The following is a 13,277-nucleotide window of genomic DNA, read 5'->3' as shown; positions in this document are numbered from 1 at the left end:
CGCTCGAGCCACGCCGGCGTTGCCTCGAACAGCCGACGCCGCGCCACGATCGCCGCCTACTGCTTCACCGGACGCTTCCCCAACTTGCGCTGCAACGTGCGCCGATGCATGTTCAACGCGCGCGCGGTCGCCGAGATATTGCCGCCGTGTTCGGCGAGCACACGCTGAATGTGCTCCCATTCGAGCCGCGCCACCGACAGCGGCTGCGGATGCTCGATCGCCTCCTCGGCCTGCAACGCGCTCGCCTCGCTTTGCAGCGCCGCCAGGATCGTCTCGACGTTGGCGGGCTTCGCGAGATAGTTGTCGGCGCCGTCCTTGACCGCCTGCACCGCGGTGGCGATGCTCGCGTAGCCGGTCAGCACGAGCATGCGCGCATCGGGCTGTAGATCACGTAACGGCGCGACGAGCGTAAGGCCGGAGTCGTTGCCCAGATGCAGGTCCACGGTGATCTCGCTGAACTTCTGCTGATTCGCGAGCCGGATCGCCTCGTCCGCGTTGTGCGCTTCGCTCACCGTGTAGCCGCGCCGCGTCAAGCCGCGCGCGAGGATGCCGGAGAACACTTCGTCGTCGTCGATCACCAGAAAATTCTTTTCGCTCATGCCTGTTTCTCCGTGTTGGATGGCGCGGCGCCTTGCGGGCTCGCTCCGGAAATCGTGCGCGTCGCGAGCGGCAGTCGCAGCACCGCACGCGTGCCGCGCGGCCTCCCGCCGTTTGCGTCGGTCAGCTCGATCGATCCCTTCAGACGCGTCGCCGCCGAAAACGCCAGATACAGGCCGACGCCGTGGCCGCCCTGCGTGCTGTCCACCGGCATCGCGCCGAGCGATCCGCGCAGCGCGTTCGGTATGCCCGGGCCGTGGTCACACACTTCGAACACGATCTGGCCGCCGCGTGGCGCGAGCGCGCAGGACAGCGTCACGTGATCGCGGCTCGCGCGCGCGGCGTTGTCGAGCAGGATCGTGAGTATCTGGCTGACGGCCACCGTGTCGTTGAGACTGACATCGGCGGGAGGCGTGCCGAGTCGCTCGAACGTCACGTGCGGATGGCGCAGGCGCCATTGCTCGGCAAACGACTCGAGCCATTCGTCGACCGGCTGGCGGTCCGTCGTGGTCGTTGCGCGGCTGCGCAACCGCGCGAGCGCCGACGTGCACAACGTCATCTGCTGCTCGAGTAACTCGAGATCGGCGCGATAGGGTGCGAGTCCCGCATCGGTGCGCGCCGCGTCGCGCAATTCTTCGGACAACATCGCGATTGTAGACAGAGGCGTGCCGATTTCGTGGGCCACGGTGGCCGCCTGCACGCCGAGCGCGACCGCCCGTTCGTCGTGAAGCAAGCGCTGCTGCGCTTCTCCAAGCGCTGCGTCACGTAGCCGCAGTGCTCGCGACATGCGCGCGACGAACCACGCGATCAGCCCCACGCTGACCATGAAGTTGACCCACATGCCCGAGCGGTAGTACTCGAACAGGTTGGCCGGATTCTCGAGATTGAGCGGGACGGAATCGAAGCTGAGCGTCGCGTAGCAGGCGACCGCGAACGCCGCGAGCCACGCCATCAGATACCACGGCAGCACGGCCGCCGCGATCGCGAGCGACGGCAGGTACAGCGACACAAACGGATTGGTAGTGCCACCGGACAGGAACAGCAGCGCCGACAACGCGCCGAGATCGACCCAGATCTGCCCGAACAGCTCGAGGTTGGACTCGGGACGCTGCTGCGACACGCGCCACCACGTGAGCGCGTTGAACAGCACTTCGAGCCCGATCACGAGCAGCATCGCGGGCAACGGCAGATTCACGCCGATGAAGATCTGCACGAACGCGATCGTCAGCAACTGCCCGATGATCGCGAGGCTGCGCAGCCAGAACAGATGACCGAGATTGACCCGGCCGGTGTTGGTTATACGGTGCATCACCCTAGTCTACCCGTTCAGATACGCCCCGCTGGCCAGGCGGCCGGCCTGCGCATGATCGATCACACCGCGAGCCTCGCGACCTTCGGCGACACCGCCGCGTTCGTTAGCGCTCGACCTCGCAATCACCGCATGCCAATCGGTCTCGCATCTGAGCGGCGCGTAGGCGGTTTCAGACCGGCCCTTGGGCGATCCCTGCCATCACGGCCGCTCATCCTCACTCGCCTCGCGTGTGGCCTGTGCAATCTCCGCGGCCAGACACTCCGGGCACAGACACCGGCCGCCTGGTTTCAACCGCTCGGCCGGTAGCGGCGGCAGCGCGCGGCACCAGCAGTTCGACGGCTCGGTCTGCATGCCGCAGTCGAAGGCATTGCCGCAGCGCGCACAGCGCGCGCTGCGTCCGGAGCGGGCGGAAGACGATTTCATTGCAGGTCGGCGTAGCGGGACGGAGACATCGATCAAGCCATGATGCCATGACTAATATGCCAGGTGCAGTCGTCCGTTCGGCCAATGCACAGCCGTCACGCAAGTGCGTTACGCTTGCCGTTCGCCCCGCCCCGTGGCCGCCATGGTGCGGTACGCCAAGCCCGCACCGCCCGTCGCTCGCGCCGCTGCCGAAAACCCTGTTGCAGCGCGCCAGTCCTGTACAATTCGCGCTGTTTTAACTGTTCCGTGCCCGAGCCTGCCGCCATGTCCGAGCTTCCCGACCTCTCGCAGATTGCGCCCACCCTGAAAGCCGAAATTCTGGCCGAGGCGCTGCCTTACATTCGCCAGTATCACGGTAAGACCGTGGTCATCAAATACGGCGGCAACGCCATGACCGAAGAGCGTCTGAAGCAGGGCTTCGCGCGCGACGTGATTCTGCTGAAACTGGTCGGCATCAACCCGGTCATCGTGCACGGCGGCGGCCCGCAAATCGACCAGGCACTTAAGAAAATCGGCAAACAGGGCACGTTCATCCAGGGCATGCGCGTCACCGACGAAGAGACGATGGAAGTCGTCGAATGGGTGCTCGGCGGCGAGGTGCAGCAGGACATCGTGATGCTGATCAATCACTTCGGCGGCCACGCGGTCGGCCTGACCGGCAAGGACGGCGGCCTGATCCACGCGCGCAAGATGCTGATGCCCGATCGCGACAATCCGGGCCAGTACCTCGACATCGGCCAGGTCGGCGAAGTCGAGTCGATCAACCCGGCGGTCGTGAAGGCACTGCAGGACGACGCGTTCATTCCGGTGATCTCGCCGATCGGCACTGGCGAAGACGGCCTGTCGTACAACATCAACGCGGACCTCGTCGCGGGCAAGCTGGCGGTCGTGCTGAACGCCGAAAAGCTCGTGATGATGACCAACATCCCCGGCGTGATGGACAAGGAAGGCAATCTACTGACCGACCTGTCCGCGCGCGAAATCGACGGCTTGTTCGAAGACGGCACGATCTCCGGCGGCATGCTGCCGAAAATCTCGTCCGCGCTCGATGCCGCGAAGAGCGGCGTGCGCTCGGTGCACATCATCGACGGTCGCATCGAACACTCGGTGCTGCTCGAAATCCTGACCGAGCAGCCGTTCGGCACGATGATCCGCTCGCATTGATCGCGGCGGAATCCCCTGCACGGGCGTTGCATCCCAGCGGCGCGACGCCTGCACCCTACCTCGCGGCTGGCAGGCTCTGCACCCACCCGAGCGTTGATGCGGCAAACTCTGTTCATCCGCAGCATCAAGCGCCCGTCAGCGGCTGAAGATCTCCACCATGCGCACCCCCACTTCGCGGCGCCGCCGTCCCGACATCGCGTGCGGCAAACCAGTCTGGCTGTTCGATCTCGATAACACGCTGCACCGCGCGTCGCATGCCATTTTCCCTGCGATCAATCGCGGGATGACCCAGTACATCATCGACGCGCTGCACGTCGACATCGACGAGGCCAACCGTCTGCGCACCGGCTACACGCTGCGTTACGGCGCAGCGCTGCTCGGCCTCACGCGCCACCATCCGCTCGACGCGCACGACTTCCTGCAAGTCGTGCACACGTTCCCCGACCTCGGCTCGATGATCCGTCATGAGCGCGGTATCGCGCGTCTGGTCGCGGCGCTGCCGGGCCGCAAGATCGTGCTCACCAACGCGCCCGAAACCTACGCGCGCGCGGTACTCGCCGAGTTGCGCATCGAGCGGCTATTCGAGCGCGTGATCGCGATCGAGCACATGCGCGATCGCCGCCAATGGCGTGCGAAGCCCGATCACGCGATGCTGCGCCGCGCGATGCGCGACGCGCACGTGTCGCTGAAAGACGCGATCCTCGTCGAGGACACGCGTTCGCACCTGAAAAACTATCGGCGGCTCGGCATCCGCACCGTGTGGATCACCGGTCATCTGCCGCGCAAACCGCACGTGGACGGCGTACCGACACGCCTGCCGGGCACCGGCCGGCCGCATTATGTCGACTGCAGTATTCGTTCGCTAAAATCGCTACGATTGGGCACGCGCCCGGTTCGATGGAAGGGACGCAAGCCGGGACAGTAGGGACCAAAGCCGACAAAGACATCAGCCGGGGGACGACAGCCATGCAGCCGATCGACAAGCCTGACGAAGCCTTAGCCGCAGCCTCCCCCGCGGCGCCCGCGGCCACGCGCCCAGCGCGTCCGAAGCCGGGCGAGCGTCGCGTGCACATCCTGCAGACGCTCGCCAGCATGCTCGAGGCGCCGAAGAGCGAAAAGGTCACCACGGCCGCGCTCGCCGCCCGGCTCGGTGTGTCCGAAGCCGCGCTGTACCGCCACTTCGCTAGCAAGGCGCAGATGTTCGAAGGGCTGATCGAGTTCATCGAGCAGACGCTGTTCGGGCTCATCAACCAGATCACCGGTCAGCAAAGCAACGGCGTGTTGCAGGCGCGCGCGATCTCGCTGATGCTGCTCAACTTTCCGGCGAAAAATCCCGGCATGACGCGCGTGCTGACCTGCGAGGCGCTGGTCGGCGAGCACGAGCGGCTGACCGAGCGCGTGAACCAGATGCTCGAGCGCGTCGAAGCATCGCTGAAGCAGTGCTTGCGGCTTGCACAGGTCGAAGCGCTTCAACATGCGGATGACGACACCAACGGCAATGCCGCGCTGCCCGCCGGCTACGATCCCGCGATTCGCGCGAGCCTGCTAGTCAGCTACGTGATCGGCCGCTGGCATCGCTATGTGCGCAGCGGTTTCGCGCGGCCGCCCGCCGAACACGCGGACGAGCAACTGCTGCTGATTCTTCAGTAGTCCGCGAGGAGTCGAGCCCTTCGCGCGGCACCGCCCGCGCCGCTGCCGCGCGGAATTTTCCGCTATACTTTGCGCCTGACGCCGCCGCGGTCTTCCGATACACAACGGACCGCGCCAAGGCATCCCGAACACGTTGCACCCGGTTTCACCCCCTTTCACGCGCCGATTTGCTGACTCGATTGCGGGCGCGCGAACCCTTGGCCCCAGGCCCGCGGTTCACTATAAATGCGGCTAAAGAGGTCGTCAGCTGCGCACAGCCCTTCTCTTCGTGCATCGCCGACGCCGTTTAGCCGCCCTGTTGACTCAATGGCGGAATGAATGGAATCCATCGGCATCGTCGCTCCCCAAAAAATGCATTTCACCGAGCCGCTGCCATTGCGCAACGGCAGTTCGCTCGCAGGCTACGACCTGATGGTCGAAACCTACGGCACGCTCAATGCCGCGCGCAGCAACGCGGTGCTCGTGTGCCACGCGCTGAACGCATCGCATCACGTGGCGGGCGTGTACGCCGACAATCCGAAGGACATCGGTTGGTGGGACAACATGGTCGGCCCGGGCAAGCCGCTCGATACCGACAAGTTTTTCGTGATCGGCGTGAATAACCTCGGCTCGTGCTTCGGCTCGACCGGGCCGATGAGCATCGACCCCGCGACCGGCAAGCCGTATGGCGCGACCTTTCCGGTCGTCACCGTCGAAGACTGGGTCAGCGCGCAGGCGCGCGTCGCCGACGCGTTCGGCATCACGCGCTTCGCCGCCGTGATGGGCGGCAGTCTCGGCGGCATGCAGGCGCTCGCTTGGAGCATGATGTATCCGCAGCGGATCGCCCATTGCATCGTGATCGCATCGACGCCGAAACTGTCCGCGCAGAACATCGCGTTCAACGAGGTCGCACGCTCGGCGATCCTGTCGGACCCCGACTTCCACGGCGGCAACTACTACGCGCACGGCGTGAAACCGAAGCGCGGCCTGCGCGTCGCGCGGATGATCGGCCACATCACGTATTTGTCGGACGATGACATGGCCGAGAAATTCGGCCGCTCGCTGCGTCGCGCGGAAGGCGCGCTCGATGACTACAACTTCAGCTTCGACGTCGAGTTCGAAGTGGAATCGTATCTGCGCTATCAGGGCGACAAGTTCGCCGACTACTTCGACGCGAACACCTACCTGCTGATCACGCGCGCGCTCGACTACTTCGATCCGGCCAAGGCTTTCGACGGCGATCTGACCGCCGCGCTCGCGCACACCACCGCGAAGTATCTGATTGCGAGCTTCACGACTGACTGGCGTTTCGCGCCGGCACGCTCGCGCGAACTGGCGAAGGCGCTGCTCGACCACAAGCGCACGGTCACCTACGCGGAGATCGACGCGCCGCACGGCCACGACGCCTTCCTGCTCGACGACGCGCGCTATCACAACCTGCTGCGGGCCTACTACGAACGCATTGCAAACGAGGTCAACGCATGAACCAGCGAGCACTTGATTACCTGGCATTGCGCCCGGACTTCCGCGCGATCGCCCGCTGGGTCGAACCGCGCGCGACGGTGCTCGATCTCGGCTGCGGCGACGGCTCGCTGCTGTCGCTGCTGAACGAGGAATTGGACGTGCAGGGCTACGGCATCGAGATCAACGACGCCGGCGTGCTCGCCGCGACGCAGAAGGGCGTCAACGTGATCCAGCAAAATCTCGAAGACGGCCTGCGCCTGTTCGAAGACGGCAGCTTCGATTTCGCGGTGCTGTCACAAACGCTGCAGACCATTCATCAGACCGCGGCGATCCTGCGCGAGACGGTGCGCGTCGGCAAGCAATGCATCGTGTCGTTTCCGAATTTCGGCTACTGGGCGCATCGGCTGTCGGTGTTGCAGGGGCGCATGCCGGTGTCGAAGTCGCTGCCTTATCAGTGGCACAACACCCCGAACGTTCGCGTGCTGACGATCAAGGACTTCGAAGCGCTCGCGCCCGAAGTCGGCATCGAGATTCTCGATCGCGTCGTGCTGCACGACGGACAAGTGGTGCGTTGGGGCGTGAACTGGCGTGGTAGTCTTGCGGTCTATCGCGTCAAGAAAAGCTAACCTCACTTATCCACATGTCGAACCCGCCGCACGAGGCGCCCGCACTTACCGCTCACGAAGAACATCCCGGCTGGCGCGCGTTTTTGAATACGCGCATGCTGATTTGCGTCTTTCTCGGCTTCACGTCGGGATTGCCGCTGTTTACGCTCGTCTACCTCGTGCAGGCGTGGCTGCGCTCGGAAGGCGTCAATCTGAAGGAAATCGGCCTCTTCGCGCTGATCCAGTTTCCGTACACCTGGAAATTCGTCTGGGCACCGCTGATGGACCGGTATGTGCCGCGTCTGCCCGGCTGGCGGCCCGGCAGACGGCGCGGCTGGATGCTGGTCACGCAATTGCTCGTGGCAGGCGCGATGGCGACGCTAGGTTTCGTGTCGCCGCGCGAATCGATCTGGACCGTCGCCGCGCTGACCGCTTTGGTCGCACTCTTCGGCGCGAGCTCCGACATCGTGATCGACGCTTACCGGCGCGAATTGCTCAGCGACACGCAGCAGGGCCTCGGCAACGCCGTGCACGTCAACGCGTACAAGATCGCAGCGCTCGTGCCCGGTTCGCTCGCGCTGATTTTGTCCGATCATCTGCCGTGGAGCACCGTGTTCATCGTGACCGCCGCGTTCATGCTGCCGGGCGTTCTGATGACGCTGGTCGTGCGCGAGCCCGAGGTGCACGGCGAGCCGCCGAAGAATCTGCGCGAGGCAATCGTCGAGCCGTTCAGGGAATTCATCCAGCGCGACGGCTGGCGCGCTGCCCTTTTCGTGCTCGGCTTTATCTTCATGTATAAGCTCGGCGATACGATGGCGACCACGCTGTCCACGTCGTTCTTCCTCGACATCGGCTTCTCGCGCACGCAGATCGGCGTGATCGCGAAGACCACGGCGTTCGGCGCGAGCCTCGCGGGCGGCATCATCGGCGGGATCTGGCTGATGAAGATCGGCATCGGCCGTGGCCTGTGGATTTTCGGTTTGCTGCAGATGGTGTCGACGCTCGGCTTCGCGTGGCTCGCGCATCTCGGCCCGGATTCGCCCGGACTTGCGGCGATTTACAACATCGCGGTCGCGCTCAGCGAGGGCACGTCGAGGCTGCTGTCGTTCGTCGGCATCGACTGGAGCGTACAGCTCGATCCCCGCTCGGTCGCGCTCGCGCTCGTGTACGGCTTCGAGACCTTCGCCACCGGGCTGACGATGGCCGCGTTCACCGCCTACATCGCGAGCACCACCGATCCGCGCTACACCGCGACGCAGTTCGCGCTGTTCACGAGCCTCGCATCGGTACCGCGCACGCTCGCGTCGGCGGCGAGCGGCTATGTGGTCGCGCGCATGGGCTGGTTCGACTACTTCATCCTCTGTACCGCGCTCGCGGTGCCCGGCATGCTGCTGCTGTTGCGTATCGCGCCATGGAGGGAACGGTCGTGAAGGCACAGTTTCCGACTCGCCCGCGCGGCCCCGCACTCAGCGCCGTCTGCATGTTCGGCTGCGCGAGCGTCGCGCTGGCGATGCCAGTGAGCGCCTATGCGGCCGGCGCGGCGGCGACTGGCGCCAGTCCGGTGAGCGGCGCGCAAGCTCCCGCGCCGGCTGCTGCCGCCGCGGCCACGAGCGGTGCGACACCCAATCCCGCTCCGACGCCTGCGGCCAAATCCGCGACAAGCGGCCCCAGCGCGGAAAACACGACACCGACCTCGCCCGGCAACAACAACGCTGGCGGTGTAAATGCTGGCACGGGTAACAGCACCACCGGCGCTAACGCCGGTGCCCCAGGCACGCCCAGTAATAGCGGCAGCGCTCCGCCCGCCGCCACCTCGGGCTCCGCGCCTCAGTCCGCGCAACCGCCCGTTACCGCCAAAGCGCCCGCCGCGGCATCGGCCGCAGCGGCATCGGCCGCCGCAGCCGTACCGCCGCCGTACTATGTGAGTCCGCAACTGCGCTACGGCGGCTACATGGTGTTCCGTAACCTGATCCCGTCGTCGATGCTTGAGGCGCAGGCCGCAGCGGAATTCAACCAGATCGTCTACGGCGCCAGCCACGCGAACCGCCTGTACGGCGACACGGACGCGCGCGTGACGCGCGTGCGCTCGATCATCAACCGGATGATTCCGTATTCGCTGAAGTGGAACGAGCGAGCCAAGGGCTGGAAGTGGGAAGTCGCGGTGGTGCGCTCGAACGACATCCGCATGTACTGCCTGCCGGGCGGCAAGATCGTCGTCTATAGCGGGATACTCGATCGCGCGCGCCTGAACGACAACGAGGTCGGCATGCTGATCGGTCACGAAATCGCGCACGCGTTGCGCGAGCATGCGAGGATGCGACTCGGTCAGTTGCAGGCGAGCCAGCTCGATTCGTCCGGCACGATCCCGCAGCTGTTCGGCCTCGCCGATCTCGGCATGGCGCCGCTCGGCATCGGTTCGCGTCTGCTGGAAATGAAGTACGAGAGCACCGACGAAACCGAAGCCGACGTGATCGGTAGCGATATCGCGTCGCGCGCGGGCTTCGATCCGCGCGCGGCGGTCACGCTGTGGGACAAGCTCGCGCAGGTGACGCGCGGCAATCGCGAACAGGGCTTCATCTACGTGCACCCGTACACGCCGGCGCGCCGCGAAGACATCATCAAGCGGCTGCCGGACATGCTGGCGCTCTACGCGAAGGCAATCGGCAGGAGCGTCGACGAGTTGCCCGATTTCGCGGGGATCGGCCGGCCGACCCGCAAGCCGGTGCGCGACTGATACCCGCTTCTGCCGACTGCTGGCGGGCCACGGCGCGCCATGCGCCGCGCTCGGTAGGCTTACTTTTTGACCTTGTGGTCGTAGTCGACGGTCAGCGGCGCATGGTCGCTGAACTTGATATCGCGGAACACGTCGGTGCGCTTCGCCTTGCTCGCGATACCCGGCGTCGCGATCTGGTAATCGATCCGCCACCCGACGTTCTTCGCATACGCCTGACCGCGATTGCTCCACCACGTGTACTGCTCTGGCCGCTGGTCGAGCGTGCGGAACACGTCGACGTAACCCACTTCGTCGAACAGTTGGTCGAGCCACGCGCGCTCTTCGGGCAGGCACCCCGAATTTTTCTGGTTGCTCTTCCAGTTCTTGATGTCGATTTCCTTGTGCACGATGTTCACGTCGCCGCACACGATCACCTCGCGCTCCTTCGCCAGCTCGGCGAGATGCGGCATGAACTCGTCCATGAAACGGAACTTGGCCTGCTGGCGCTCGTCGCCGCTCGAGCCTGACGGCACGTACACCGAGATCACCGACAGCTCGCCGAAACGCAGCTCGACATAGCGCCCTTCCGGGTCGAACTCTTCGCTGCCGAAGCCGATCACCACTTCGTCCGGCTCGTGCCGCGTATAGACGCCCGCGCCGCTATAACCCTTTTTCACCGCATGCTGGAAATAGCCGGTGAAATCGTGCGGCGCCATAAACTCCGGTGTCATGTCGTCCTGCGAGCATTTGATTTCCTGCACGCACAGCACGTCGGCGGCTTGTTCGCCGAACCAGTCGAAAAAGCCCTTTTTCGCCGCCGAACGGATGCCGTTGAGGTTGGCGGTAATCACACGCAACATGTCGTTCCTCTTTTGTTCGATTCGTTTGTGAAACCAGGGGGCGAGGCCGCGTTCATTCGACCTTGATGCCCTTCAGCGACTCCTTGGCGGGCGGATATTCGAGCTTCAACGCGTCCAGCGTGCGCAGCAGCAGTTCGGCGATCATCACGTTGCGATGCGTCTTCGAGTCGGCCGGAATCACGTACCACGGCGCGTATTCGGTCGACGTCGCGGCGAGCGCGTCGCGATACGCGGACTGATACACGTTCCACTGCTTGCGCGCTTCGATATCCGACACGTCGAATTTCCAGTGCTTCAGCGGATCGTCGATGCGCGCCTGCAAACGCGTGCGCTGCTCGTCCTTCGAAATGTGCAGCATGCACTTGAGGATCGCCGTGCCGCTGCATGCAAGCATCTCCTCGAATTGGCGGATGTGGCGGCAACGCTGCAGGAACGCCTCCGCGTCGATCTCGCCCTGAACGGTCGGCACCAGCAGGTCTTCGTAGTGACTGCGGTTGAAGATCGCCAGCTCGCCGGCCGCGGGCGTCTGCGAATGCACGCGCCACAGGAAGTCGTGCGCGAGTTCGACCGGCGTCGGCGCCTTGAACGGCACGATGCGCAAGCCGAGCGGATCGACTTCGTGAAACACCGCGCGGATCGTGCCGTCCTTGCCGCTCGTGTCCATGCCTTGCAGCACCAGCAGCATGCGGCGCTTGCGCTGCGCATGCAGCCGTTCCTGCAAATTGTCGAGCAGCAGGCCGATCTCCGACAGACGCGCGCGGTCCGCATCTTTCGAGCCGCTCGAAAACGGCTTCGCCTTGGGATCGAAATCGTCGAGCGAGAAGTGGCCGTTTTTCTTGCCGTCGTCGAAATACGGCACGAGGAAATCGTCGAGATCGGGTTGCTTTGCCATGCACATACTCCGTGATCTACGCTTACCTACGATTAACCGGTGAAGCGGGTTCGCAAAATAGAACGGGCCGTTGCCCTGCTTCAATCCGGCAACAGCCCGTGGTGGCGCAGGCGTGATCACGCCCGCCCGCGGCACTTCAACTCAGGACAACTTCTTCTTGAGCAATTCGTTGACCTGAGCAGGGTTGGCCTTGCCTTTGGTCGCTTTCATCGCCTGTCCGATCAGCGCGTTGAACGCCTTTTCCTTGCCGGCGCGATATTCGTCGACCGACTTCTGATTCGCGGCAAGCACTTCGTCGATGATTGCTTCGAGCGCACCAGTGTCCGAAATCTGCTTCAAACCATTCGCCTCGATGATGCGATCGGCGGCGGCATCGTCGGTGGCTTTCTCTTCCCAGATGGCGAGGAAGATTTCTTTCGCGATCTTGTTCGAAATCGTGCCGTCGGCAATGCGTTGCAGCAGCAGCGCGAGCTGCGCGGCCGAGACCGGGCACGCGGCAATGTCGAGGCCTTCGCGATTGAGATGCGACGACACTTCACCCATCACCCAGTTCGCCGCAACCTTCACGTTGGCTGGGCCGACCTTCGCGACCACCGCCTCGAAGTAAGCGGCCGTCGCCTTGCTCGAGGTCAGCACGTTCGCGTCGTATGGCGTGAGGCCGTACTGCGACACGAAGCGCTGCTGGATCGCTTCCGGCAGCTCGGGCATCTCGCTCTTCACGCGCTCGACCCACGCGGCGTCGATCACGAGCGGCATCAGGTCGGGGTCGGGGAAATAGCGGTAGTCGTGCGCGTCTTCCTTGCTGCGCATCGAACGCGTCTCGCGCTTGTCCGGATCGTACAGACGCGTTTCCTGCACCACCGTGCCGCCGTCTTCGATCAGCTCGATCTGGCGACGCACTTCGTACTGGATCGCTTCCTCGAGGAAGCGGAACGAGTTCAGGTTCTTGGTCTCGGTGCGCGTGCCGAATTCCTTCTGGCCGACCGGACGCACCGACACGTTCGCGTCGCAGCGAAACGAGCCTTCCTGCATGTTGCCGTCGCAGATGCCGAGCCACACGACCAGCGTGTGCAGCGACTTCGCGTAGGCAACGGCCTCGGCCGCGCTGCGCATCTCCGGCTCGGTGACGATTTCGAGCAGCGGCGTGCCGGCGCGATTCAGGTCGATGCCGGTCATGCCCGCGAAGTCTTCGTGCAGCGACTTGCCCGCGTCTTCCTCGAGGTGTGCGCGCGTCAGGTTGATGGTTTTCTCGTACGCTTCTTTGCCCGCCTTTTCATTGGCCGGCACCTGGATCGTCACCTGACCGCCCTGCACGACGGGGATTTCGTACTGGCTGATCTGGTAGCCCTTCGGCAGATCGGGGTAGAAGTAATTCTTGCGCGCGAAGATGCTGCGCGACGCGACCGTTGCGCCGATCGCGAGGCCGAACTGAATGGCGCGCTCGACCGCGCCGCGGTTCATCACCGGCAGCGTGCCCGGCAAGGCCAGATCGACGGGGCTGGCCTGCGTGTTCGGCGCGGCGCCGAATTTCGTCGCGGTGCCCGAGAAGATCTTCGAATGCGTCGACAACTGCGTGTGGGTCTCCAGACCGATCACGACTTCCCATTGTTTGGTCATG

Annotated in this window: 13 protein-coding genes; 7 read left to right on the top strand and 6 right to left on the bottom strand. The window is 64.5% G+C overall.

Going from position 1 to position 13,277, the window contains the following annotated elements; translation table 11 throughout:
* Positions 1-56: 56 nt before the first annotated feature.
* The 3 genes from OKW43_RS14305 to OKW43_RS14295 all read right to left on the bottom strand — a co-directional run bounded on the left by OKW43_RS14305 (position 57) and on the right by OKW43_RS14295 (position 2,332).
* Complete coding sequence (locus OKW43_RS14305; protein WP_187632332.1) at positions 57-599, bottom strand: response regulator transcription factor; 543 nt, start codon at positions 597-599, stop codon at positions 57-59.
* Positions 596-1,906 (bottom strand): ATP-binding protein, encoded by a 1,311-nt coding sequence (locus tag OKW43_RS14300; RefSeq protein WP_187632333.1) that lies wholly within the window; start codon positions 1,904-1,906, stop codon positions 596-598. The genes OKW43_RS14305 and OKW43_RS14300 overlap by 4 nt, the downstream gene beginning before the upstream one ends.
* A gap of 201 nt (positions 1,907-2,107) precedes the next feature.
* A complete protein-coding gene (locus OKW43_RS14295) occupies positions 2,108-2,332 on the bottom strand; it encodes a cysteine-rich CWC family protein (protein WP_429448008.1) in 225 nt (74 codons plus the stop codon).
* Positions 2,333-2,596: 264 nt separating this feature from the next.
* Between OKW43_RS14295 and argB the strand changes: the two genes are divergently transcribed.
* The 7 genes from argB to OKW43_RS14260 all read left to right on the top strand — a co-directional run bounded on the left by argB (position 2,597) and on the right by OKW43_RS14260 (position 9,928).
* Complete coding sequence (gene argB, locus OKW43_RS14290; RefSeq protein ID WP_187632335.1) at positions 2,597-3,496, top strand: acetylglutamate kinase; 900 nt, start codon at positions 2,597-2,599, stop codon at positions 3,494-3,496.
* A 157-nt stretch (positions 3,497-3,653) separates the two neighbouring features.
* Positions 3,654-4,421, top strand: coding sequence for a pyrimidine 5'-nucleotidase (locus OKW43_RS14285; RefSeq protein ID WP_187632336.1), 768 nt, complete (start codon positions 3,654-3,656; stop codon positions 4,419-4,421).
* A 41-nt stretch (positions 4,422-4,462) separates the two neighbouring features.
* On the top strand, positions 4,463-5,146 hold the full coding sequence (gene slmA / locus OKW43_RS14280; protein ID WP_187632337.1) for a nucleoid occlusion factor SlmA: 684 nt from the start codon (positions 4,463-4,465) through the stop codon (positions 5,144-5,146).
* Positions 5,147-5,464: 318 nt separating this feature from the next.
* On the top strand, positions 5,465-6,610 hold the full coding sequence (gene metX / locus OKW43_RS14275) for a homoserine O-succinyltransferase MetX (protein ID WP_429448005.1): 1,146 nt from the start codon (positions 5,465-5,467) through the stop codon (positions 6,608-6,610).
* Positions 6,607-7,215, top strand: coding sequence for a methionine biosynthesis protein MetW (gene metW, locus OKW43_RS14270; RefSeq protein WP_187632339.1), 609 nt, complete (start codon positions 6,607-6,609; stop codon positions 7,213-7,215). The genes metX and metW overlap by 4 nt, the downstream gene beginning before the upstream one ends.
* A 14-nt stretch (positions 7,216-7,229) precedes the next feature.
* Positions 7,230-8,624 (top strand): AmpG family muropeptide MFS transporter, encoded by a 1,395-nt coding sequence (locus OKW43_RS14265; RefSeq protein ID WP_187632340.1) that lies wholly within the window; start codon positions 7,230-7,232, stop codon positions 8,622-8,624.
* Positions 8,606-9,928, top strand: coding sequence for a M48 family metallopeptidase (locus OKW43_RS14260; protein WP_187632341.1), 1,323 nt, complete (start codon positions 8,606-8,608; stop codon positions 9,926-9,928). Before OKW43_RS14265 ends, OKW43_RS14260 begins: the two co-directional genes overlap by 19 nt.
* Before the next feature lie 59 nt (positions 9,929-9,987).
* Here the strand turns inward: OKW43_RS14260 and OKW43_RS14255 are convergent, their stop codons facing one another.
* From OKW43_RS14255 to gatB, 3 genes are all read right to left on the bottom strand, one after another.
* Positions 9,988-10,767, bottom strand: coding sequence for an exodeoxyribonuclease III (locus OKW43_RS14255; RefSeq protein WP_187632342.1), 780 nt, complete (start codon positions 10,765-10,767; stop codon positions 9,988-9,990).
* A gap of 52 nt (positions 10,768-10,819) precedes the next feature.
* Positions 10,820-11,659, bottom strand: coding sequence for a PPK2 family polyphosphate kinase (locus OKW43_RS14250; RefSeq protein ID WP_187632343.1), 840 nt, complete (start codon positions 11,657-11,659; stop codon positions 10,820-10,822).
* 141 nt (positions 11,660-11,800) lie between these two features.
* A complete protein-coding gene (gene gatB, locus OKW43_RS14245; protein ID WP_187632344.1) occupies positions 11,801-13,276 on the bottom strand; it encodes an Asp-tRNA(Asn)/Glu-tRNA(Gln) amidotransferase subunit GatB in 1,476 nt (491 codons plus the stop codon).
* Between the last annotated feature and the right edge of the window lies 1 nt (position 13,277).

Source organism: Paraburkholderia sp. WC7.3g, from assembly GCF_050436345.1.
Classification (GTDB): Bacteria; Pseudomonadota; Gammaproteobacteria; order Burkholderiales; family Burkholderiaceae; genus Paraburkholderia; species Paraburkholderia podalyriae.
Note: the sequence above shows the minus strand (reverse complement) of the source record. Positions and strands in the feature narration are given on the sequence as shown.